At 65.4% G+C, this 21291-nt stretch carries 18 protein-coding genes; 6 read left to right on the plus strand and 12 right to left on the minus strand.

Annotated elements, in window-relative coordinates; genetic code table 11:
* Positions 1–165: 165 nt before the first annotated feature.
* The 7 genes from fdhF to mobB form a co-directional block, all read right to left on the minus strand.
* Positions 166–2934: a formate dehydrogenase subunit alpha gene (gene fdhF / locus BRAGE_RS0127885; protein WP_027562215.1), complete on the minus strand. Its 2769-nt coding sequence runs from the start codon at positions 2932–2934 to the stop codon at positions 166–168.
* Positions 2931–4640 carry an NADH-ubiquinone oxidoreductase-F iron-sulfur binding region domain-containing protein gene (locus tag BRAGE_RS0127890; protein WP_027562216.1) on the minus strand — a complete coding sequence of 570 codons (1710 nt, stop codon included), beginning with the start codon at positions 4638–4640 and terminating at the stop codon, positions 2931–2933. Before BRAGE_RS0127890 ends, fdhF begins: the two co-directional genes overlap by 4 nt.
* Before the next feature lie 246 nt (positions 4641–4886).
* Entirely contained in the window at positions 4887–5171 is a 285-nt protein-coding gene (locus tag BRAGE_RS0127895; RefSeq protein WP_027562217.1) for a hypothetical protein, read from the minus strand.
* 92 nt (positions 5172–5263) lie between these two features.
* Positions 5264–6919, minus strand: a complete 1656-nt coding sequence (locus BRAGE_RS0127900) for an OFA family MFS transporter (protein ID WP_027562218.1) — start codon at positions 6917–6919, stop codon at positions 5264–5266.
* A gap of 315 nt (positions 6920–7234) precedes the next feature.
* On the minus strand, positions 7235–7498 hold the full coding sequence (locus BRAGE_RS0127905) for a sulfurtransferase TusA family protein (protein WP_027562219.1): 264 nt from the start codon (positions 7496–7498) through the stop codon (positions 7235–7237).
* A gap of 45 nt (positions 7499–7543) precedes the next feature.
* A complete protein-coding gene (locus BRAGE_RS0127910) occupies positions 7544–8800 on the minus strand; it encodes a molybdopterin molybdotransferase MoeA (RefSeq protein ID WP_027562220.1) in 1257 nt (418 codons plus the stop codon).
* A 9-nt stretch (positions 8801–8809) separates the two neighbouring features.
* Entirely contained in the window at positions 8810–9337 is a 528-nt protein-coding gene (gene mobB / locus BRAGE_RS0127915; RefSeq protein ID WP_027562221.1) for a molybdopterin-guanine dinucleotide biosynthesis protein B, read from the minus strand.
* A 93-nt stretch (positions 9338–9430) separates the two neighbouring features.
* On the opposite strand from mobB, the gene fdhD reads away from it, so the two are divergent.
* The 3 genes from fdhD to BRAGE_RS0127930 all read left to right on the plus strand — a co-directional run bounded on the left by fdhD (position 9431) and on the right by BRAGE_RS0127930 (position 11242).
* Positions 9431–10321 (plus strand): formate dehydrogenase accessory sulfurtransferase FdhD, encoded by an 891-nt coding sequence (gene fdhD, locus BRAGE_RS0127920; RefSeq protein ID WP_027562222.1) that lies wholly within the window; start codon positions 9431–9433, stop codon positions 10319–10321.
* The gene (mobA, locus tag BRAGE_RS0127925; RefSeq protein ID WP_035731563.1) at positions 10308–10943 is read left to right on the plus strand and encodes a molybdenum cofactor guanylyltransferase MobA; all 636 of its coding nucleotides are present in this window, start codon (positions 10308–10310) and stop codon (positions 10941–10943) included. Before fdhD ends, mobA begins: the two co-directional genes overlap by 14 nt.
* 80 nt (positions 10944–11023) lie before the next feature.
* Positions 11024–11242 (plus strand): hypothetical protein, encoded by a 219-nt coding sequence (locus tag BRAGE_RS0127930; RefSeq protein WP_027562224.1) that lies wholly within the window; start codon positions 11024–11026, stop codon positions 11240–11242.
* Here the strand turns inward: BRAGE_RS0127930 and BRAGE_RS0127935 are convergent.
* From BRAGE_RS0127935 to BRAGE_RS0127950, 4 genes are all read right to left on the minus strand, one after another.
* On the minus strand, positions 11209–12339 hold the full coding sequence (locus tag BRAGE_RS0127935; protein ID WP_027562225.1) for an FAD-dependent monooxygenase: 1131 nt from the start codon (positions 12337–12339) through the stop codon (positions 11209–11211). The genes BRAGE_RS0127930 and BRAGE_RS0127935 overlap by 34 nt on opposite strands.
* A 129-nt stretch (positions 12340–12468) precedes the next feature.
* Positions 12469–14418, minus strand: coding sequence for a molybdopterin biosynthesis protein (locus BRAGE_RS0127940; protein ID WP_027562226.1), 1950 nt, complete (start codon positions 14416–14418; stop codon positions 12469–12471).
* A 12-nt stretch (positions 14419–14430) separates the two neighbouring features.
* Positions 14431–15537, minus strand: coding sequence for a molybdopterin-binding protein (locus tag BRAGE_RS0127945; RefSeq protein WP_027562227.1), 1107 nt, complete (start codon positions 15535–15537; stop codon positions 14431–14433).
* A gap of 54 nt (positions 15538–15591) precedes the next feature.
* Complete coding sequence (locus BRAGE_RS0127950; protein WP_027562228.1) at positions 15592–16425, minus strand: substrate-binding domain-containing protein; 834 nt, start codon at positions 16423–16425, stop codon at positions 15592–15594.
* Between the two features lie 394 nt (positions 16426–16819).
* Here BRAGE_RS0127950 and BRAGE_RS0127955 point away from each other — a divergent pair, with 394 nt between their 5' ends.
* Both BRAGE_RS0127955 and BRAGE_RS0127960 read left to right on the plus strand, forming a co-directional pair.
* Complete coding sequence (locus BRAGE_RS0127955; protein WP_027562229.1) at positions 16820–17713, plus strand: helix-turn-helix transcriptional regulator; 894 nt, start codon at positions 16820–16822, stop codon at positions 17711–17713.
* A gap of 99 nt (positions 17714–17812) precedes the next feature.
* Entirely contained in the window at positions 17813–19027 is a 1215-nt protein-coding gene (locus tag BRAGE_RS0127960) for an ABC transporter substrate-binding protein (RefSeq protein WP_027562230.1), read from the plus strand.
* A 71-nt stretch (positions 19028–19098) separates the two neighbouring features.
* Here the strand turns inward: BRAGE_RS0127960 and BRAGE_RS0127965 are convergent, their stop codons facing one another.
* Positions 19099–20061, minus strand: a complete 963-nt coding sequence (locus BRAGE_RS0127965) for a TAXI family TRAP transporter solute-binding subunit (protein ID WP_027562231.1) — start codon at positions 20059–20061, stop codon at positions 19099–19101.
* Positions 20062–20167: 106 nt separating this feature from the next.
* Here BRAGE_RS0127965 and BRAGE_RS0127970 point away from each other — a divergent pair, with 106 nt between their 5' ends.
* Entirely contained in the window at positions 20168–21142 is a 975-nt protein-coding gene (locus tag BRAGE_RS0127970) for a Bug family tripartite tricarboxylate transporter substrate binding protein (RefSeq protein ID WP_027562232.1), read from the plus strand.
* Positions 21143–21291 lie beyond the last annotated feature (149 nt).

Consider the following 21291-nt stretch of genomic DNA (forward strand, 5'->3'; position numbering starts at 1 on the left):
CGATGAAGCAATCCAGAAGCCCGCCAAGGAGGCAGCCTGGATTGCTTCGCTTCGCTCGCAATGACGGTGTTGGGCACAGTTGCCCGCCCCCCTCGGTGTCGTCCCCGCGTTCGCGGGGACGACAGTGGAGTTTGGAGGTGTTACGCCGTCAGACTCGACAGGACCCTACTCCGCCGCGTCCCGCATCTCCACGCGCTCGGCCCTTGCTGCGCAGAACTTGAACTCCGGGATCTTGCCGAACGGGTCGAGCGCCGGATTGGTCAAGAGGTTCGCCGCCGCCTCCGCGTAGCAGAACGGCATGAACACCATGTTCTCCGGCACGTCGCGGTCGGAGCGGACCTTGACCTCGACGGCACCGCGGCGGGTCTCCAAGCGAATGAAATCGCCCGGCGCAAGCTTCTTCCTGCGCATGTCCTTCGGCGACATGAACGCCACCGCCTCCGGCTCGATCTGATCGAGCACCTGGGCACGGCGCGTCATCGAGCCGGTGTGCCAGTGCTCCAGCACGCGGCCGGTCGAGAGCACCATCGGATACTCGGCGTCGGGCAACTCATCCGGCGGGACGACCTTGGCCGGCACGATCTTGCCGCGGCCGCTCGCGGTCGGAAAGCCCGTGGTGAAGATGATCTCGTTGCCGGGCTTGTTCGGATCATCGGCCGGATAGGTGACGGCGCCTTCGCGCACCAGCCGTTCCCAGCTGATGTTCTTGAGCGACGGCATCAGTTCTGCCATCTCGGTGTAGACGTCGCCGGGGCCCGAATAATTCCACGGCAGGCCCATGCGCTTGCCGATCTCCTGGATGATCCAGAGATCCTGCCGCGCATCGCCCGGCGGCTTGATCACCTGGCGCGCGAGCTGCACGCGGCGATCGGTGTTGGTGAAGGAGCCCTCCTTCTCGGCGAAGGCCGAGGCCGGCAGGATGACGTCGGCGTGGAACGCGGTCTCGGTGACGAACAGATCCTGCACCACGAGATGATCGAGCATCGCGAGCGCCTGGCGCGCATGCTGGAGATCGGGATCGGACATCGCGGGGTTCTCGCCCTCGATATACATGCCCGTGATCTCGCCGGCGTGGATCGCGTTCATGATCTCGACCACGGTCAGGCCGCGGACAGGATCGAGATCCTGCTGCCACAGCTTCTCGAAGGCGCCGCGCATGTCGTCGCGGCCGACCGGCTGATAGTCCGGCAGGAACATCGGGATCAGGCCCGCGTCGGACGCTCCTTGCACGTTGTTCTGACCGCGCAGCGGATGCAGGCCGGTGCCGGGACGGCCGACCTGGCCGGTGATCAGCGCGAGCGCAATCAGGCAGCGCGCATTGTCGGTACCGTGGACGTGCTGGCTGATGCCCATGCCCCAGAAGATGATCGACGATTTTGCCCGCGCATAGGTGCGCGCGACCTCGCGCAGCGTCTGCGCCGGGATGCCGCAGATCGCCTCCATCTTCTCCGGCGTGAACTCCTTGATCTTCTCCTTGAGGTCCTCGAACCCCTCGGTGTAGCCGGCGATGTACTGGTCGTCGGTCAGGCCTTCGGTGATGATCGTGTTGATCATCGCGTTCAGCATCGCGACGTCCGAGCCCGGCTTGAACTGCAAATGCTTGGTCGCGTGACGCGACAGCGACTGCCGGCGCGGATCCATCACGAACAGCTTTGCGCCGTTCTGCTTGACCGCGTTCTTGATGAAGGTCGCGGCGACCGGATGGTTCACGGTCGGATTGGCGCCGATCACGATGATGACTTCGGCATCCATCGCGGCCGAGAACGGCGCCGACACCGCGCCCGAGCTCAGACCTTCGAACAGCGCCGCGACCGACGAGGCATGGCACAGGCGGGTGCAATGGTCGACATTGTTCGAGCCGAAGCCGGTGCGCACCAGCTTCTGGAACAGATAGGCTTCCTCGTTCGAGCCCTTAGCCGAGCCGAAGCCGGCCAGCGCCTTCACGCCCTTCTCGTCGCGGATCTTGACGAGGCCCTTGGCGGCGATGTCGAGCGCCTCCTCCCAGCTCGCTTCACGGAAATGCGTGAAGGGATTGGCCGGGTCGACCTGGTCGTTGGAATCCTTCTTCGCATTCGGCAGCCGCACCAGCGGCTTGGTCAGGCGATGCGGATGGTGGATGTAGTCGAAGCCGAAGCGGCCCTTGACGCAGAGACGGTTGTGATTGGCGGGACCGTCGCGGCCTTCCGCATAGATCACCTTCTCGTCCTTGACCTCATAGGTCACCTGGCAACCGACGCCGCAGAACGGGCAGAGCGAATCCACCTTCTTGTCGGCGTAGACGACGCGCGTCTGCTTCTCGTCGAGCATCACGGCCGGCATCAGCGCGCCGGTCGGGCAGGCCTGCACACATTCGCCGCAGGCGACACAGGTGGACTCGCCCATGGGATCATCGAAGTCGAACACGATCTTGGAATCGTGATTACGATAAGCCATGCCGATGACGTCGTTGACCTGGACCTCGCGGCAGGCGCGCACGCACAGGCCGCACTGGATGCAGGCATCGAGATTGACGCGCATCGCCGGATGGCTGGCGTCGGTCTCCCAGCGCTCGGCAGCGGGGAAACGGCTCTCGGTGACGCCGGTCGTCTCGGCCCAGTGCCAGAACTTCGAATCCGGATCGTGGCTGGTCTCGCGCGCCGGCTGGTCGGCGACCAGCAGCTCCATCACCATTTTTTGCGCAGCAGTTGCGCGCGCGGATTCGGTCTTCACCTTCATGCCGACCGACGGCGTGCGCTTGCACGACGCAGCCAGCACGCGCTCGCCCTCGATCTCGACCATGCAGGCGCGGCAATTGCCATCGGGGCGATAGTCGGGCGCCGGCGAATAGCAGAGATGCGGGATGTCGCGGCCCTGGCGTTTTGCGACCTGCCAGATCGTCTCGCCGGGCTTGGCCTCGACCTGCTTGCCGTCGAGCTCGAACGTAATTTTCGTCATTCGGCCGCTTCCTTGAACTCGTCAGGGAAATATTTGATCACGGAGGACAGCGGATTCGATGCCGCCTGTCCGAGCCCGCAGATCGAGGCATCGCGCATCGCCTGGCTCAATTCTTCCAGCAAGGCACGGTTCCAGACCGGCTTCTGCATCAGCAATGCCGCTTTCTGGGTTCCGACGCGGCACGGCGTGCACTGGCCGCAGCTCTCGTCCTCGAAGAACTTCATCAGGTTGAGTGCGGCTGCGCGCACGCTGTCCTTCTGCGACAGGATCACGATCGCGGCCGAGCCGATGAAGCAGCCGTATTTCTCCAGCGTGCCGAAATCGAGCGGGATGTCGTCCATCGATGCCGGCAGGATGCCGCCCGACGCGCCGCCCGGCAGGTACGCATAGAATTGATGGCCGTCGGCCATGCCGCCGCAATACTCATTGATCAGCTCGCGCACGGTGATGCCCGCAGGCGCGAGCTTCATGCCCGGGTTCTTGACGCGGCCCGAGACCGAGAAACTGCGCAGGCCATGACGCTCATGGCGGCCATGGCCCTTCCACCAGTCAGCGCCCTTTTCGACGATATCGCGCACCCACCACAGCGTCTCGATATTGTTGATCAGCGTCGGCAGGCCGAACAGGCCGACCTGGAACGGATAAGGCGGCTTGTGCCTGGGCAGGCCGCGCTTGCCCTCGATGCTTTCCAGCAGCGAGGATTCCTCGCCGCAGATATAGGCGCCGGCGCCGCGGCGCATGTGCAGCGTCGGGCCGCCCGGCGGGATCTTTGCGATCTCGCGCTCGAGGATCTCGCGCGAGGCCGGATATTCGTCGCGCAGATAGATGTAGACGTCGGAGGCCTGCACCACATGCGCGCCGATCAGCATGCCCTCGATGAAGCGATGCGGATCGGTTTCGAGATAATAGCGGTCCTTGAACGTGCCAGGCTCGCCCTCGTCGCCATTGATCGCCATCAGCCGCGGACCGGGCTCGCCCAGCACCGCGCGCCATTTGCGTCCCGTCGGGAAGCCGGCGCCGCCGAGGCCGCGCAGCGAGGCATCGTCGAGCGCCTTGAGCAGATCGTCCTTCGACAATTCGCCGGAGCGCACGCGACCCAGCAACTTGTAGCCGCCGCCGGCGACGTAGGCGTCGTAGTCGGTATAATCAGGCAAATGCGCGTGGGTATCGCCGGCCTTCGCCGCCGCCATGACATTCGCAACGGTGGCATGATCGACGAAGTTGTGGCCGACCTCAGCCGCCGGCGCCGTATCGCAGCGGCCGACGCAGGGCGCGCGCACGACGCGGATGCCGGGACCGGAGGCGTCCTGCAAATCCGCGAGCAGCTTTTCGCCGCCGAGCATCGCGCAGGTCAGCGAGTCGCAGACACGGATCGTGAGCGGCGGAACATTCGGCTCGCCTTCCTTCACCACGTCAAAATGCGCATAGAAGGTCGCGGTCTCGAACACTTCGGCGAAGGCGAGCTTCATCTCGTCGGCAAGCGCGGCAAGATGCGCGGCCGAGATCTGGTGGTACTTGTCCTGGATCAGGTGGAGATATTCGATCAGGAGATCGCGCCGCCGCGGGCGGTCGCCGAGCAATTGCTCGATCTCATGCGCGGCGGTCGGATCGACCTGCCGGCCCTTGGGCGTGGCCTTGGCGCGTCGGCGCCCCTCGCCCGGATGCTCGAATTCCCTGACCTTCTGAACGTCGTCGTTGCTGCTCATGGAAACGTCGCGTTCTCCTCAAAAGCGCGATGACCTCAGGCGGGATCGCCATCGCGATCCCCCCATTTCCAGGCCTGATGGACCGGGAACCGCGTCGTCCGGATCCCCTGAGTCAGGCCTCATTCCAGGCAACTCTAGCCTCTGGTATACCAGACGCCAAGTAAATTTAGAATGTGTCTATAGTCATTTAGGGGCGGGCAGCCGCCCTGCCACGCCCCCATACGCAAACTCAGGTGGAACCTCGCCTCACGTCTTGCTCATGCACTCCTCGATGTAGAACCAGCGATCGTCGCCGGTCAGACCCTTGGACTTAACCTCACCGCGGCAGGCCTTCAGCTTGGGCTTGTTGGCGGACCACTTCGCCTTCATGTCCTTCAGCTTCTGCATGGTGAGCTTGATCTTGCCCGGCGGCTTGGCGGCGGTCGTTGCCGCCGGCGCCGAAGTTGCGGGCGCCGTTGCGGTCTGTGCGGAGGCGGCGTGAAGGCCTGCGGCCAGCAGCATGGCAGCAAGGCAGATACGGGTACGAAGCATAAGAATCCCCCTAGATCCCATTCTTGACTTGAAAGACGAGCATCGCGGGAATGCCGGGCAGCCGGCACCCCGCGATGATGTAGGTTCAAAGATCAGAAGATCTTCACCGCGCTTTCCAGCGTCTTGTACACGCCATAGGCCAGCGGGATGGCGACGAAGGCCCAGAACAGCGCGGCCTTGGCGTCGAGACCGCCCGTGCCGATCCCGAACGAGCCGGTTTGCTGCGCCGCGTTCGCGCCCGCGCTCGAGGCTTGCAGCTTCGCCACCTCGGCCTCGCTCATGTACCACTTCGGATCGACCGGCTTGACCAGATAGTTGCAGATCAGGCCCGCGATCAGCATGGCGCAGAGGATGTACATGGTGGTGTTGTAGAGCTGGTCACGCGGCACGCCCGCCGCGAGCTGGAACTCGCGGATGTAGTTGACCACGACGGGGCCGATGATGCCCGCGGTCGACCACGCGGTCAGCAGCCTTCCGTGGATGGCGCCGACGAACTGGGTTCCGAACATGTCGGCGAGATAGGCCGGCACGGTGGCGAAGCCGCCGCCATACATCGACAGGATGATGCCGAAGCCGAGCACGAAGAGCAGCTTCGAGCCCATTGCCGCAAAGGTCGGCGCCAGCGCGTAGAGCACGATGCCGAGGATGAAGAACGTATAGTAGGTGTTCTTGCGGCCGATATAGTCCGACAGCGAAGCCCAGACGAAGCGGCCGCCGATGTTGAACAGCGACAGCAGGCCGGCAAAGCCCGCCGCGATGCCGGCGATCTGCGCCTTCTGCGCGGCGTTCAGCGCGTTGAAGCCCACATCAGGCAGGCCGATCAGCTTGCCCGCGAAGATTTCCTGCAGCATCGGCGAGGCCATGCCGATCACGCCGATGCCGGCGGACACGTTCAAGCACAGCACCCACCAGATCAGCCAGAACTCCGGCGTCTTGTGTGCGTTGTCGAGATGGACGTGATGCTCGGAGATCATCGTCTTCTTCTCGCTCGGCGGCGTCCAGCCCTCAGGCTTCCACCCCGTCGGCGGCAGGCGATAGCGGAAGGCGCCGATCATCATGAAGACGAAGTAGATCGCGCCCATGGTGAGGAAGGTTTCCCAGACACCGACCGAGGTCGGGCTCTTGAACACGTCCATCAGCCAGTTCGCCAGCGGCGCGCCGATCATCGCGCCGCCGCCAAAACCCATGATCGCCATGCCGGTCGCCATGCCGCGCCGGTCGGGGAACCACTTCACCAGCGTCGACACCGGCGAGATGTAGCCGAGACCGAGGCCGACACCGCCGATCACGCCGGAGCCGAGCCACATGATCCAGAGCTGGTGGAGATAGATGCCGATGGCGCCGAGCACGAGGCCGCCGCACCAGCACAATGCCGCGACGAAGCCAGCCTTGCGCGGTCCGGCACGCTCGAGCCAGCCGCCCCACAGCGCGGCGGAGACGCCGAGCACAACGAAGAACAGCGTGTACATCCACCCGAGGCTTGCGACCTTCCAGTCGCAGGTCGTGGTGAACAGCTCCTGCCACAGCGAGATGTCCGGACAGGCCTTCGGCGCGGTCAATCCGATCGCGCGCGACAGCGGCAGCCAGAACACCGAGAAGCCATAGGCCATGCCGATGCAGAGATGGATGCACAGCGCCGCCGGCGGCACCAGCCAGCGATTGAAGCCGGCGGTCGCGATGGTCCGCTCGCGATCAAGAAAACCTGCGCCGGCGCCCGATATCGTTCCAGCGCTCTCAATAGTAGCCATACATTCCTCCCCTAAGCCGCCCTTCTGAACAGCCTGCCGCAAAAGATCCTGATCCTCAGCCCGTTGCGGGGCAGCCAATTGTCCCTGCTGCTCCGCTCAATCATCCGACGCGCGCCAGGATCGTTGCGCGCATCCCAAAAGTTAACCCCGCAAGCGGGGCGCTATGCCGATACGACGTGCAAGCTTCGTGTGGCCCCTTGATCCGCGTATCGCAGACAAGACTCAACCTCCGCGCCTGCACGGAGATTGTCAATTGGGGCAGAAGCCGTGATCGATGTCGATAGACAAATGGTCGGTATCAGCGCGGTAACGTCCTCAAGGACGCAGCGCAGCATTGATGCTTTCTATTGGACCATTTGTCTTTTCTATCAAGAACACGATGCGCGCGTCGTTGCGCTCGGTGATCTCCACCGTGTCGCCCGTCTCGCGGATCAGGTTCGGGATGTCAATCACCGACAGCGGATCGGTGCAGTGCACTTCGAGCTGATCGCCCGGCTGCAAAGGCTTCAGCGCCTTGCGCGTTTTCAAGGCAGGCAGCGGGCATTTCAAACCGGTGAGATCGAGCGTCGTTCTGGTCATGGGCGCAACATGGCGAGGCGAAGCATTGGCGTCAACGAAGGAGCGTCAGAGCAAATCCGCATAGGACAGAAAACCTACACGCTGGTCGGGCTCGACCCGAATGATGTCCTCGCCGAGCTCGATGAGGCCGTCGGTCTCGACCAGCGAGGACAACAGGCCGGCACCTTCACGCGGGAACTTGACCGCCTCCAGCGCACCATCCTCTCCGCGCCGCAATGACGCGCGAACATATTCGCGGCGGCCGATCTTCTTCTTGTAGGTGAACGCGGCGCGCACCGGGATCGGGAACAGCGGCTCGGGCAGGCTGCCGGCGAGCGCCAGCACCGTCGGCCGCACCACATGGACGAAGGTGACGAAGCTCGCGACGGGATTGCCGGGCAGACCGATCAGCGGCGTTCCGCCGATGATGCCCATCGCCACGGGCCGTCCGGGCTTGATCGCCATCCGCCACAGCACGAGGGAGCCGATGCTTTCGACCGCTGCCTTGACGTGGTCCTCCTCGCCGGTCGAGACGCCGCCGGTGGTGAGGATCAGGTCATGGTCACCCGCGACCTGCTTCAAGCCGTTCGCGAGGGAAGTGCGATCGTCGCGCAAAATGCCGAGGTCGCTGACCTCGCAGCCGAGCCGGCGCAGCATCGCCATCAGCATGAAGCGGTTGGAATCGAACAGCTGCGAGGCGGCGCGCGGCTCGCCGGGCGAGGCCAGCTCGTCGCCGGTCGAGAACACTGCGACGCGGATGCGCCTGACGACGTCGAGCTTGGTCAGGCCAAAGGCCGCAGCAAGCGCAACATGCTGCGGCCGCAGGCGCTGGCCGGCGCGCAGCGCGATGTGCCCTTGAGGGATGTCCTCGCCCGCAGGACGTACATTGGCGCCGGGCTTCAGCCCCGCCGGCAGCACGATCTTGCCTGTTGCATCGATGCGGACATCTTCCTGCATGAAGACGGTCTCTGCATCCGGCGGCATCGGCGCGCCCGTGAAGATGCGCGCGGTGTGGCCCGGTTTGATCGGCGCATGCGCGAGGCCACCGGCCTGGATGCGGCCATCGAGCGGCAACGCTTGCTCCGCACTTTGCGGAAGATCGGCATTGCGCACGGCGTAGCCATCAACCGCCGAGTTGGTGAACGGCGGAAGCGGCAGGGGCGCCGCGATATCGTGCGCCAGCACGCGGCCATCCGCATCGACAAGCGCGACCGTTTCGAGATCAGTGATCGCGTTGACACGGGTCGTGATCAGGCCAACGGCCTCGTCGACCGACATCATCGGTCCGCCGAAGGCAAAGCAATCGTCAGACAGTTGCGCCATGGTGCCTCGTCAGCGCATCGCGGCGCTTTTGGCCACCGCTTCCTCGACCGGCATCGCCGCCCGCAGCATCAGCGCCGCGGCAGCCTCGATATCATCGAGATGGACAGTCGGCAGCCGCGTGTCAATCGCAACGTCGGTCGCGATCCCGGCAATGCCGGGATCGTCGGGAAACAGCAGCGGCTTGCCGTTGGCGGCGCGGTGCACCTCGATCTTGCGATGCGGCTCGCGCTTGAAGCCCTCGACCACGACGAGATCGACGGCGGACAGCTTGCTCAATAGTTCCGGCAGCCGCGGCTCCGCCGCTCCGCGCAATTCATGCATCAGGGCCCAACGGTTTGACGAGGCCACCAGCACCTCGGCCGCGCCTGCCTCGCGATGGCGCCAGGAATCCTTGCCGGGCACGTCGACGTCGAACTGGTGGTGCGCGTGCTTGATGACCGAGACACGCAGGCCCTGCGCGTTGAAATGCGGGATCAGCCGCGTCAACAGCGTGGTCTTGCCCGCACCGCTCCAGCCTGCAAGGCCGATGACTTTCATCGTAACTCGATCTCCGCGGCCGGAACCGCCTTCTCCATCATAGTGACCATGCTTATATCGGCTTGACCCGAATGTCATGCTAACGTCACGGCCATGATGAAGATCGACAAAGCCCCGGTACCCCTGATCGTCCCCAACCCGGACGACCCGCGCCTGACCCAGAGCGTGACCGGGACCGACCAGACCGGCGCCCAGGTCGAGATCAAGGTGCCGATGGAACGGCCGCTGACGCTCTACCTGAATGCCCAGGAGATCGTCACCATGATGACGATCGGCGACTATCCGGAATACCTGGCGCTCGGCTATCTGCTGAACCAGAACATGCTGAAATATAATGACGCCGTCACCGAGGTCGAATACGACGACGACCTCCAGGTGGTCGTGGTGCGCACCGAGCACCACACCAATTTCGAGGCCAAGCTGAAGAAGCGCACGCAGACCTCGGGCTGCGCGCAGGGCACGGCCTTCGGCGATCTGTTGGAGGCGGTCGAGAGCGTCGCGCTGCCGAAGGCCGAGCTGCGTACCTCCTGGCTCTACCAGATGACGCAGACCATCAACACCATGCCCTCGCTTTATCTCGAGGCTGGCGCGATCCACGGCTGCGTGCTGTGCAAGGAAGGCGAGCCGCTCTGCTACACCGAGGACGTCGGGCGCCACAACGCCGTCGACAAGATCGCGGGCTGGATGTACCGCCACGGCGTCGATGCCAGCGACAAGATCCTCTACACCACGGGACGCCTCACCTCGGAGATGGTGATCAAGACGGTACGCATGGGCATTCCGATCCTGGTGTCGCGCTCCGGCTTCACCGCCTGGGGTGTCGATCTCGCAAGACAGGTTGGCCTGACGCTGGTTGGCCGCACCCGCGGGAAGCGCTTCATCGTGCTCGCAGGCGAAGAGCGGATCGTCTACGATCAGAACCTCGCTTACGTCGAGGAGGAATCGGCCAAGCACAAGCGCAAGGGTGAAGGTGGTGACGACTGACATTCCCGCCACGCAAGGTGTGTTGCTCGCCGGCGGTCTGGCGCGCCGCATGGGCGGTGGCGACAAGCCTATGCGCACCATCAGCGGCCGCACCATTCTGGAGCGCGTGATCGCGCGCCTTTCACCCCAGTGCAGCGGATTGATCCTGAACGCCAACGGCGATCCCGCGCGTTTCGCTTCGTTCGGCTTGCAGGTCATCGCCGACGACGTGCCCGGCTTCCCCGGCCCGCTCGCCGGCATTCTGGCCGCGCTCGACTGGACCGCTGCGAACCGTCCTGACATCGAGTGGGTGCTCAGCGCTGCCGGCGACTGCCCGTTCCTGCCGCGCGATCTCGTCGCGCGCCTGCACGAGGCGCGAACACGGGAGAACGCCCAGCTCGCGGTCGCCGCATCCGGCGATCAGTCGCATCCGGTGATCGGATTGTGGCGCGTCGCCTTGCGCAACGAGCTCCGGCACGCGCTGGTCGTCGAGGACCTCCGCAAGATCGACCGCTGGACCGCGCGCTATCCGCTCGCGACGGTGACCTGGCCGGCCGCGCCGCTCGATCCGTTCTTCAATGCCAACACGGTCGAGGACATCGCCGAGGCCGAGCGGCTGGCGGCGCTGGATGACGCGTCGTAGGGCGCCGCTTTGAGCTCCTGGCCGTGAACCGGGCCCCGCACGGGAACGACCAATGATCGGTACGTTGCCCCGGATGAGCCATGGCCGACTCCCTTTTGGATGTCATATTCGAAGTTGTCGATTTCGCCATCGATGTTTCGGATACGATCGATCGCACGAAACGGCTTAGCAAGCCTGACATCGTCGAAGTCCCGCCCGACCCGAAGCCGCTGCCGCCCGCCGCGCAGCGTGCACTGGCCGAGGCGGAGGAACGCGAGCGCGCCGCTCAAGCCGCGAGCGGCACCGACCAGGCATCGTAGCCGTAGACCCAACTCGTGTCGGTCCGCTCTCTCAGCCAGATGTTGGCACGCGAGGTTTCCTGGACCCGTGTCGTTCGCTCCTTGCGCGTCGCCTCGAAGCGGCGGAATGCGTCCGCGACACCGTCGCGGTCGACGCCGTCGAGGCAGCGCGACAGCACCGCGGCGTCCTCGATGGCCATCGCCGCGCCCTGCGCCATGTAGGGCGTCATGGGATGGCAGGCATCGCCGAGCAGCGTCACATTGCCGTCGGCCCAGCGCTCCAGCGCGTCGCGATCCATGATCGCCCATTTGTGCACGTCGGGACACGCCGCGAGCACGTGACCGACCTGCGGATGAAAGCCTTCGAATGAGGCGCGCAAATCGCGCACGTCACCCTTCGCCGACCAGGACTCGATGCGGAAATCCGGCTCGGGCTGGCTGGTGACGAGATAGACCTCGCTGCGGTCAGGCTTGACGTAATAGATCACGATGTGGCGGTCCTCGCCCCACCATTTGGTGCAGTCGTCGATCTCTGCGCCGCCGAGCAGCGATGCCGGATAGGTGGTGCGATAGGCGATGCGGCCGGTGAACCTGACCGGCGCGGTGTCGAACAGGATGTCGCGTACCGTCGAATGCACGCCGTCCGCGCCGACAACGGCATCGGCAACGGCGCTGGTGCCGTCGGCGAAGCTGAGCCGGACGCCCTCGCCCGTCTCGTCGAGACCGGCCAGCTTGTGGTTGAGCCTCACGAACTCATCCGGCACGGCGCTCGCCAGCGCCGCATGCAGATCGCCGCGATGGGCGAGCAGATAGGGCGCGCCGAACTTCTCCTCCGCGCTCTCGCCAAAGATCATGTCGAATTTGATGTCGCCGCTCTTCCAGTCGCGATTATTCCAGGAGCGTGGATAGAACGACTGGCTGCGCATCCGTTGCTCGAGCCCCAGTGCGCGCAGCACCTTCATCGCGTTGCAGCCGATCTGGATGCCGGCGCCGATGCGGGCAAACTGCGAGGCCTGCTCGTAGACCATGACGTCGACGCCGACGCGCCTGAGCGCCGCGGCTGTCGCGAGCCCACCCATGCCGGCACCGACGATCGCAACCGAAAGCGGCCTTGCCATCGCGTCCCCACCCCCCTGCCGCGCGGCTTGAGCGCCGCGTCGTCGATCTAGAGCATGATCCGGAAAAGTGTGAAGCGGTTTTCCGAACAGATCATGCTCGAACAAGAATCTAAAGCGCGTTCACGCGCTTTAGGCGGGCCGGAAGCCCGCGTGCTCCAGTGCGGCGCGCGCCTCGTCCGAGCCGAGCGCATCAAGAAAGGCCTGCACCGCCGGCCGCTGCTTGCGCGCCGTCACCAGCGCGAAGTCATAATGCTCTTCCGCGAACGGAATGAAACCAAGGCCGACCGCATGGGCGACCGGCGCAATGGTCATGCCCCAGTCGGCGCGGTGCTGCGCGACGGCCGCGGCCACCGCATTATGCGAACGCGGCTGGTTCCAGTAGCCTTCGGGGCGCGCGCCGTTGAGCAGCCGGTCGATCAGGATGCGCGTGCCGGCGCCCTGGTTGCGGTTGACCATGATGCAGGCGGGATCGCTGAGCGCAGCCGCGACCGCCTCTTTCGCGCCGAGGCCTTCGAAACGCTTGTCGCCCTTGCGAAAGACGATGCCCTGCATCCGCCGCCAGCCCGGCACGAGCTCGAGCCCCTCGACGAGATAAGGTGTGTTGTAGGTCTCGCTCTTGTCGTCGAACAGATGGATCGGCGCGAGATCGCATTCACCGCGCTTGGCCGCCGCAAGCCCGCCGAGGCTGCCGACCGCGATCGAACGCACGGTGAGCCCGGCATGCGCGAGCTGCGCGTTGACGAGATCGAGGCCAGTGCAGTGGCTGCCGACGATGACGAGATCGGGCACACGCACATGCGGCGTGAACAGCGTCACCTCGGCCTCGGTGCCGGCCGGCATCTGGTCGGCGAGCGCATCGATGCGCAGAAAACCATCGGCCTGCGCAAAGGACGTGATCGCACCGGAGCCCTTGCCGGATGGATAGGCGATCAAGCCGTCCTTGCCCTCGACCAGCGAGACCATGACGAATTCGGTGCGGCCGAGCTCGGACGCGATGCGGACCGGTACCGTCGCATTCACCTTGGCGTCGGAGCGCGGCGGCAGTCCGGCCATTTTGCGCAACACCGGCACGATCATGTCGTGGAAGGTGAACATTGCCGAAGTCGGAAAGCCCGGCAGGATCACCACCGGCTTGCCGTCGCACACCGCAAGGCACAGCGGCTTGCCCGGCTTGAGCGCAACACCATGCGCGATGATGCCGGGTGCCCCGAGCCGGCCGATGATGCGGTGTGACAGGTCGCCGGCGCCCTTCGACGTACCGCCGGAGAGGACCAGCATGTCGGCGTCCGCCAGCGCGCTGCGCATGGCGGCTTCGAGCTTTGCCTCATCGTCGGGAATGGCGCCGAGGAAGACCGCCTGACCACCATTCTCGTTGATCGCCGCGGTGACGATCGCACCATTGGTATCGTAGATCGCGGCCGGCGCGAGCGCTTCGCCGGGCTGCACCAGCTCGTCGCCGGTGGAGATCACGGCAACGCGCGGCTTGCGTGCGACTTTCACCTCGGCGATGCCGCAGGCCGCCAGCATGCCGATCTCGCGCGACCCGATAACCGTGCCGGCGCGCAGCAGCGCCTCGCCGCGCGCGATGTCGGAACCCGCATAGGAGACGAACTGGCCGGGCGATGTCGCGCGGCGGACGTCGATCGCATCCGAGCCGGTCGGCTGGGTATGCTCGACCATGACGACGGCGTCGGCGCCGCGCGGCAGCGGACCGCCGGTCGCGATCGCCGTTGCGGTTCCCACTGCGACTTGTAGCGCCGGCGCGGTGCCGCAATGGATGGTCTCGCCGTTGAGCGCAAGGCGAACAGGCGCGCCTTCGCCGGCCGCGGCGAGGTCGGACGAGCGCACGGCAAAGCCATCGACATTGGAGCGGTCGAACGGCGGCACATCGATCGGTGCCGTGACGTCTTCGGCGAGTGCCGCGCCGAGCGCAGCACCGAGCTTGCAAACCTCATTCGGAAGCGCACGCGGGAACAGCGCCGCCTCGAAGCGCGCCAGCGCCTCCTCGCGCGAAAGGATCTTGAGGAACTGCTCCTGTTCGAGCGCGCTGCGGTCTGGCGGTTTTGGGATCATGGTCATGCCGGAACCATATCACTCCCGCATCAGATAAGCATCGACCGGCACGCCCGCCGCAAATCCTTCGTGGCTGCCGGGAATGAGCAGCCATGCATCCGCGCGGGCGATCGCCTGGAGCGGCCACTCGCCGACCGCAATCGGCATCCATGTTTCATGTTCCCTTGCGAGCAGCGCGATCTCGGCGATGCCGACGCTGGATGCGATTTTTCGCGCGAGCGACAAGGTCACCTGCCGGCGCAGCTGCCGCGCCGACAGACGATCGATCAACGGAAGCGCAAGTGCGAACCAGGCCGCGAGCGCATGATCCGGCGATCCCGGCAAGGCGACGGCGGGAACCTTGCCGACCCGCGCCACCGCCGCGGTGCGTCCGGGCTGGAGCGCGAGACCATGAGCGAGCACATCGCCGCACTGGGTCAGCGCGGTGATGGCGGCATCCTGGCGACCAACGCCGCTGCCGCCGACGGTCAGCAGCGCATCGCAGGAGGCGGCATCGAGCACAGCGGCAATCGATGCTTCGTCACGCGCGCCGGCCTCGAACGTCGTCACGTCCAGTCCCGCTGCGCGTGCGATCCCGGCGATCATATGCGCCGTCGCCGTCGCGTCCGGCACATTGACGATGCGTAGCCGCGGCTGCCGCACGCCGAGCTTTTCCAAACCCGCGACGCGCGCGATGAGCAGATCGGCTGCACTGACCGGATGTCCCTGTCTCCCGGCAGGCGCGCGATCCGCGATATCGCTGCCGGCGCGCCTGACGCCCTGCCCGGGCACGCCCTCGGCCAGCACCTGGACGAGCGGCCCCGACACTCCGACTGCATCGGCATCGAGCACGCAGTCGCATCCCCCAGGTATCGCGTCACCGGCTTCGACCCACGTAGGCGCCGCAAGCAGAGGCAGCGGTGAATAGGCGGACGCGCCGACGAGATCATTGGCGCATAGCGCCCAGCCGTCGGTGGCGGCAACGTCGTGAGACGGACAGGCCGGAAGCAGCGGAGTGCCCGCCGCGATGCAGCCGGCCGCTTCGGTCACCGGCAATTCCACCGGCGCAAGCGGCTCAACGCCGCGCAGCAACGCGGCGAGCGCGACGTCGAGCGATGTGAGCGAGGGCGGCAGGCGCTGGGTCATGCGCCATGATGGACCATGCATCGCCCGGTTTGGCAACCGCCGACGATGCAGCCATCAGCCGCCTGACCTGTCGGCATTCGGAAAAAACAGCTGCTGTCCGTCGACCTTGTAGCCGGCGATCGCGGTCTGTCCCTCCGGTGAGGTCAGCCAGTCGACAAAGGTCTGCCCCAGCTCCTTCTTCACGTCCGGAAATTTTTCGGGATTGACCAGCATCACCCCGTACTGGTTGAGCAGCCGCTTGTCGCCTTCGACGACAATGTCGAGATCGCCGCGCTCCTTGAAGGCGATCCAGCTACCGCGGTCGGACAGCACATAGCCATTCGCAGCGCGCGCGGCCTCGAGTGCCGCGTTCATGCCTTGCCTGGCCTCGCGATACCAGGCGCCCTTGGCACTTGCGATGTCGATGCCGGCGACGATCCACAGCGCGAGCTCGGCTGCGTGGGTGCCCGAGCGATCGCCGCGCGTCACGAACGGCGCGCCCTTGGCCTCGATCGCCTTCAGCGCGGTCGCGATGTCCTTGCCCTTCACGCCGGCGGGGTCGCTCTTCGGGCCGATCAGCAGATAGTCGTTGTACATCACGTCGTAGCGTTTCGATGCAAAACCGTCGGCGACGAATTTCTCCTCCTGCGGCCGCGCATGCATCAGCACCACGTCGGCTTCGCCCCGTCGCGCGCCGTCGAGCACCTCATCGGCGCGCCGCGCGATCACCGTGACGTCGATGCCGGTCCTGTCGCGGAAGATCGGCAGGAGATAGTCGAGCAGGCCGGACTCCTGCGTCGATGCCGTCGTCGCCAGCACGATCGCGCGGTCCTCCGCGGACGACGCCACGACGCCTGCGGCAAGGCCGCAGAGAAGCGCAAGCAGAGCGGACAGGCGGCGAACGGCCATGAGCGGGTTCCCTCGGATATGACGCGGTCATGATGATGATCGATTGCGCCGCACTCGTGACGCATTGTCGCTTCGCGGCGCGGGTCCTGACAACGACAGATAGAGCTGACATCTGATCACCACCAGCAGCAGACTTCGCCGCGCCGGCGCAACCGTTCAAAGGCGTGACACTCGGGAAAGTTCGGCAAGGCTGCGGCGCTCATCTCGATCGCGATCGCAACCCTCGCGTCATGCGCGCGCAACAGGATCGTTCACCAAAGCAAAAATCGCGCGCGAGGATGTGTTGCAAAGCAGCGAGATCATCGTGCATGGTTCCGATGAACACAAATTGAAATGCAGAATTCCACCTGCGTCGAACGTCAAAAAGAAGCAAGAATTTGCATAGGAATGCAGGATGGAATTCCTGACGACCAGCGAAGCCGCCGACTATCTCCGGCTCGGCGAACGCAAGCTCTACGAACTCGTCACCAACGGCGCGATCCCCTGCACCAAGGTGACCGGCAAGTGGCTCTTCCCGCGGCACGAGCTCGACCTCTGGGTGCTGTCGGGCCTCGCGCGTCCCGCCGGCATGCTGATCGCGGAGCCGCCGCCGGTCGTGGGCGGCAGCCAGGACGAGCTATTGGATTGGGGCCTGCGCGAATCCGGCTCGGGCTTGGGATCGATGAGCGAGGGCAGCGCGCGCGGGCTCGAGCGCTTGCAGCGCGACGAGGTGATGGCGGCTGCGGTGCACTTCCACAGCCTCGATGCCGACGGCAATCTTGCCGCCGACGCCAGTGCGACGGCGCTGCGCGACGCGCCGGACCTGCATGATGCGGTGCTGGTCGCGTTCGTGCGCCGCGAGCAGGGCCTCGTGCTGTCGCCGGGCAACCCGAAGCGGCTGCGCGGCCTCGCCGACGTGCTCGCGCTCGGCGCCAGGATGGCGATGCGGCAACAGGGCACGGGCGCGCAGATGCTGCTCGACGTGCTGTTGAAGCGCGCCGGCGCCTCGACGCGGGATGTGCACCGGGTCGAGACGCCGGCCCTCACGGGCCCGGACCTCGCCGAGATCGTGCGCGCGGGACAGGCGGACTGCGGCGTCGCGACGCGGGCGGCGGCGCGCTCGGCCGGGCTCGATTTCGTGCCGCTGGTCTGGGAGAATTTCGATCTTGCGATGCGGCAGCGCAGCTATTTCCGCCCCGCCATGCAGGCCCTGATCCGGTTCCTCAACGAAAGGCGGCTGCGCCAGCGCGCCGAGGAGCTGACCGGCTACGATCCCTCGCCCGCAGGACAGATCCGCTTCGCAGCCTGACATTGACGCCTGCCCCCTAATAGTTGCAAAAGAAACCAATTCAGCCGGGCCATACCCGGGGCAACACCGGCCAACGCGCCGGATCAGGGGAGGACAAGCGTGAATCCAGCGAGATTTGGACTGCCGGTCGCGGCTGCCTTGGCGGCAGCGCTATTGCCGGGTGCCGCAATGGCGCAGGTGTCCGACAATGTCGTCAAGATCGGCGTGCTCACCGACATGAACGGCCCCGCCTCCGCGCCGACGGGCCAGGGCTCGGTGACCGCGGCGCAGATGGCGATCGACGATTTCGGCGGCACTGTGCTCGGCAAGCCGATCAGCATCGTGATCGGCGACCACCAGCTCAAGGCCGACATCGGCGCCGGGATCGCGCGGCGCTGGTACGACGTCGACCAGGTCGATCTGATCGTCGACGTGCCGGTCTCCGCCGTTGGCCTTGCGGTGCAGAACATCGCCAACGAGAAGAAAAAGCTGTTCATCACCCACTCCACCGGCACCGCGGATTTCCACGGCAAGTTCTGCTCGCCTTATGCGATTCAATGGGTGTTCGACACCCGCGCGCTCGCGGTCGGCACCGCGGATGCCGTGGTGAAGCGCGGCGGCGACAGCTGGTTCTTCATCACCGACGACTACGCCTTCGGTCACTCCCTCGAACGCGACGCCTCCAGCGTCATCACCGCCAATGGCGGCAAGGTGCTGGGCTCGGTGAAGCCGCCGCTGGCAACACCCGATCTCTCCTCCTTCGTGCTGCAGGCGCAGGCCTCCAAGGCCAAGATCATCGGCATTGCGGCAGGCCCGCCCAACAACATGAACGAGATCAAGACCGGCTCGGAGTTCGGCGTGTTCAAGGGCGGCCAGCAGATGGCGGCGCTGCTGGCGTTGATCACCGACATCCACGGTCTCGGCCTGCAAGCAGCGCAAGGCCTGCTCCTGACGACGTCGTTCTATTGGGACATGGACGACAAGACCCGCGAGTGGTCGAAGCGCTATTTCGCCAAGATGAACAAGATGCCGTCGATGTGGCAAGCCGGCGTCTATTCGAGCGTGATCCACTATCTCAACGCCATCAAGGACGCCGGCACCGACGATCCGCTGAAAGTCGCGGCGAAGATGCGCGAGAAGCCGGTCGAGGATTTCTTCGCCCGCAACGGCAAGATCCGCGAGGACAATCTGATGGTGCACGACCTCTGGCTGGTGCAGGTGAAGACGCCGGAGGAGAGCAAGTACCCGTGGGATTATTACAAGATCCTCACCACGATCTCCGGCGAGAAGGCGTTCGGGCCGCCGGACCCGGCGTGCGCGCTGGTGAAGAAGTGATGATGGCGAGTGGCGAATAGGGAGTGGCGAATAGGGGATGCCTGCATTCGCGACTCGCGACTCGCCATTCGCTATTTCATCACCCCGATCTCGCGAAAATACTTCATCACACCCGGATGGATCAGCTCCGCCTTCGGCGCGGCCGCCACCGTGTTCGCGGCCGTGGTCTCGCAGGCCTGCGCGAGCTGCTTGCAGAAGGTGGCCTCGACGCCATGCAGCGTCTTCGCCAGGCGATAGGCGACATCGTCGGGCAGGTCCTCGCGGGTGAGGACGAAACTCCAGGAGCCGAGCGAGGCGATCGGCTCGCTCTGCTTCGGATAGGAGCCCGCCGGCACCGTGAGCGGCTTCAGGAACGCATGCTTGGCGCGGATGCGCGCGATCTCCTCCGCGCTGGGCGCGATGAAGCGCGCGCCCGACGTGCTCGACGCCACCGCGGCAAAGCCGGGCCAGCCGATGCCGGCGCCCCAGAGTGCGGCCACGCGGCTGTCCTCGACCATCGCAGGGCCGTCACCGGCGCGGTCGAGATAGATGGCCTTGAAGTCCTCGTCCTGCTTGAGGCCAAGGCCATCGAGCACATAGCGCGCCAGGATCGGCAGGCCCGAGCCCTTGGCGCCGAACGCGACCGGCTGTCCGACGAGATCGGCAATCGTCTTGTAGGGACTGTCCGCCCGCACCACGAACATGCCGGGGTTGGAATAGATCGCCGTCAAGATCTTCAGCCGCACGGGCGCGCGGCCGATGCCGGCAAAGGCCTCATAGGCCGGCTCGCCCGCGACCAAGGCGAGATCGAGCTCGCCCTTCTCCAGCAGCGGAATGTTCTCGTTGCTGCCCTTGGTGTTGCGCGGCGCGATGGTGATTTGCGGATCAGCCGCGTTCATCACCTCGGCAAAGGCATTGCCATAAAGCGGGAAGCCGCCGCCCGGCGTCGCGGTGCCGAGGCTGAGTGTCGTGCTCGAAATGGCCTTGCCTCCGGTTTGAGCAACGGCGGGGCCGAGGGGCAGCACCGCTGCGAGAAGGAGAATTGCGAATCTCATGGTCAGTCCCGGCGGCCTGCGTCAACACCGACTTGCGGCGATGTAGGCAGCGGCCCGTTTTTGTGAAAGCATGCCCCATAACGACAATAGAACAATGGGAGACGTCATGTTGCGAATTTTGCGTAACGGTGTTTTCGGGCTCACACTTCTCTTAGGTCTTTTCAGCGTCTCCCCTCCCGCCTCCGCCGCCTACCCCGACCGCCCCGTGCACTGGATGATCGGCTTTGCCGCCGGCGGCCCGGTCGACATCGTGGCGCGAATTATGGCGCAGGCGCTGTCGGATCGCCTCGGCCAGCAGTTCATCGTCGAGAACCGCGCCGGCTCCGGCGGCAATATCGCGGCCGCGGCTGCGATCAACGCAGCCCCCGATGGCTACACGCTGCTGTTCGTCGCGCCCAACAACGCGATCTCGACCTCGCTGTACAAGAAGCTGCCGTTCGACTTCCTGCGCGACACCGTGCCGGTGGCGAGCATCATGCAGCTCACCAACATGCTGGTCGTCTCCAACGCGTTTCCGGCCAAGACGGTCCAGGAGTTCATCGACTATTGCAAGGCCAATCCCGGCAAGATCTCCTACGCTTCGTCGGGCAACGGCACCTCGGTGCACATGTCGGCCGAGCTGTTCAAGGCGATGACCAAGTGCGACATGATCCACGTGCCCTATCGCGGCTCGGCGATCGCCTTCCCCGACATCATCTCCAACAAGGTGCAGCTGATCTTCGACAATTTGCCCTCCGCGCTCGAGCAGTCGCGCGGCGGCAATGTCCGCGCCCTCGGTGTGACCTCGCCGCAGCGCTGGCCGACCGTGCCTGACGTGCCGGCGATCGCCGAGACCGTGCCCGGCTTCGAATCGGTCGGCTTCTACGGCATCTCCGCGCCCAAGGGCACGCCGAGCGAGGTGATCGAGATCCTCAACAAGGCTGTCGGCGAAGCGCTGAAGGACCCGAAGGTGATCGCGCGGCTGACCGAGAATGGCGGCATCCCCAAGCCCATGGCGCCCGCAGAGTTCGGCAAGCTGGTCGCCGACGAGACCGAGAAGTGGCGCAAAGTGGTGGAGTTCGCCGGGGTCTCGGTCGACTAGGCGGGCCTGGCGGCTCGCAAGCAAGCCATCGGAGGGGCCGCAAGGCCCCTTCACTCAAAAAACGAAAACAACCCCATGCACAGTAGAAAACCAACGCAATTGCAATGGGTTACAAAATCGAACGCGCCTGGCCGCGAAAACCCATTTGA

It is taken from the genome of Bradyrhizobium genosp. SA-4 str. CB756 (assembly GCF_000473125.1).
GTDB classification, from domain to species: Bacteria; Pseudomonadota; Alphaproteobacteria; order Rhizobiales; family Xanthobacteraceae; genus Bradyrhizobium; species Bradyrhizobium arachidis.

What these genes read in the sequence shown, in the direction of transcription:
- fdhF (WP_027562215.1), bottom strand. Translation starts at nt 2,934, where the DNA reads ATGACGAAAATTACGTTCGAGCTCGACGGCAAGCAGGTCGAGGCCAAG.
- BRAGE_RS0127890 (WP_027562216.1), bottom strand. Translation starts at nt 4,640, where the DNA reads ATGAGCAGCAACGACGACGTTCAGAAGGTCAGGGAATTCGAGCATCCG.
- BRAGE_RS0127895 (WP_027562217.1), bottom strand. Translation starts at nt 5,171, where the DNA reads ATGCTTCGTACCCGTATCTGCCTTGCTGCCATGCTGCTGGCCGCAGGC.
- BRAGE_RS0127900 (WP_027562218.1), bottom strand. Translation starts at nt 6,919, where the DNA reads ATGGCTACTATTGAGAGCGCTGGAACGATATCGGGCGCCGGCGCAGGT.
- BRAGE_RS0127905 (WP_027562219.1), bottom strand. Translation starts at nt 7,498, where the DNA reads ATGACCAGAACGACGCTCGATCTCACCGGTTTGAAATGCCCGCTGCCT.
- BRAGE_RS0127910 (WP_027562220.1), bottom strand. Translation starts at nt 8,800, where the DNA reads ATGGCGCAACTGTCTGACGATTGCTTTGCCTTCGGCGGACCGATGATG.
- mobB (WP_027562221.1), bottom strand. Translation starts at nt 9,337, where the DNA reads ATGAAAGTCATCGGCCTTGCAGGCTGGAGCGGTGCGGGCAAGACCACG.
- fdhD (WP_027562222.1), top strand. Translation starts at nt 9,431, where the DNA reads ATGATGAAGATCGACAAAGCCCCGGTACCCCTGATCGTCCCCAACCCG.
- BRAGE_RS0127930 (WP_027562224.1), top strand. Translation starts at nt 11,024, where the DNA reads ATGGCCGACTCCCTTTTGGATGTCATATTCGAAGTTGTCGATTTCGCC.
- BRAGE_RS0127935 (WP_027562225.1), bottom strand. Translation starts at nt 12,339, where the DNA reads ATGGCAAGGCCGCTTTCGGTTGCGATCGTCGGTGCCGGCATGGGTGGG.
- BRAGE_RS0127940 (WP_027562226.1), bottom strand. Translation starts at nt 14,418, where the DNA reads ATGACCATGATCCCAAAACCGCCAGACCGCAGCGCGCTCGAACAGGAG.
- BRAGE_RS0127945 (WP_027562227.1), bottom strand. Translation starts at nt 15,537, where the DNA reads ATGACCCAGCGCCTGCCGCCCTCGCTCACATCGCTCGACGTCGCGCTC.
- BRAGE_RS0127950 (WP_027562228.1), bottom strand. Translation starts at nt 16,425, where the DNA reads ATGGCCGTTCGCCGCCTGTCCGCTCTGCTTGCGCTTCTCTGCGGCCTT.
- BRAGE_RS0127955 (WP_027562229.1), top strand. Translation starts at nt 16,820, where the DNA reads ATGGAATTCCTGACGACCAGCGAAGCCGCCGACTATCTCCGGCTCGGC.
- BRAGE_RS0127965 (WP_027562231.1), bottom strand. Translation starts at nt 20,061, where the DNA reads ATGAGATTCGCAATTCTCCTTCTCGCAGCGGTGCTGCCCCTCGGCCCC.
- BRAGE_RS0127970 (WP_027562232.1), top strand. Translation starts at nt 20,168, where the DNA reads ATGTTGCGAATTTTGCGTAACGGTGTTTTCGGGCTCACACTTCTCTTA.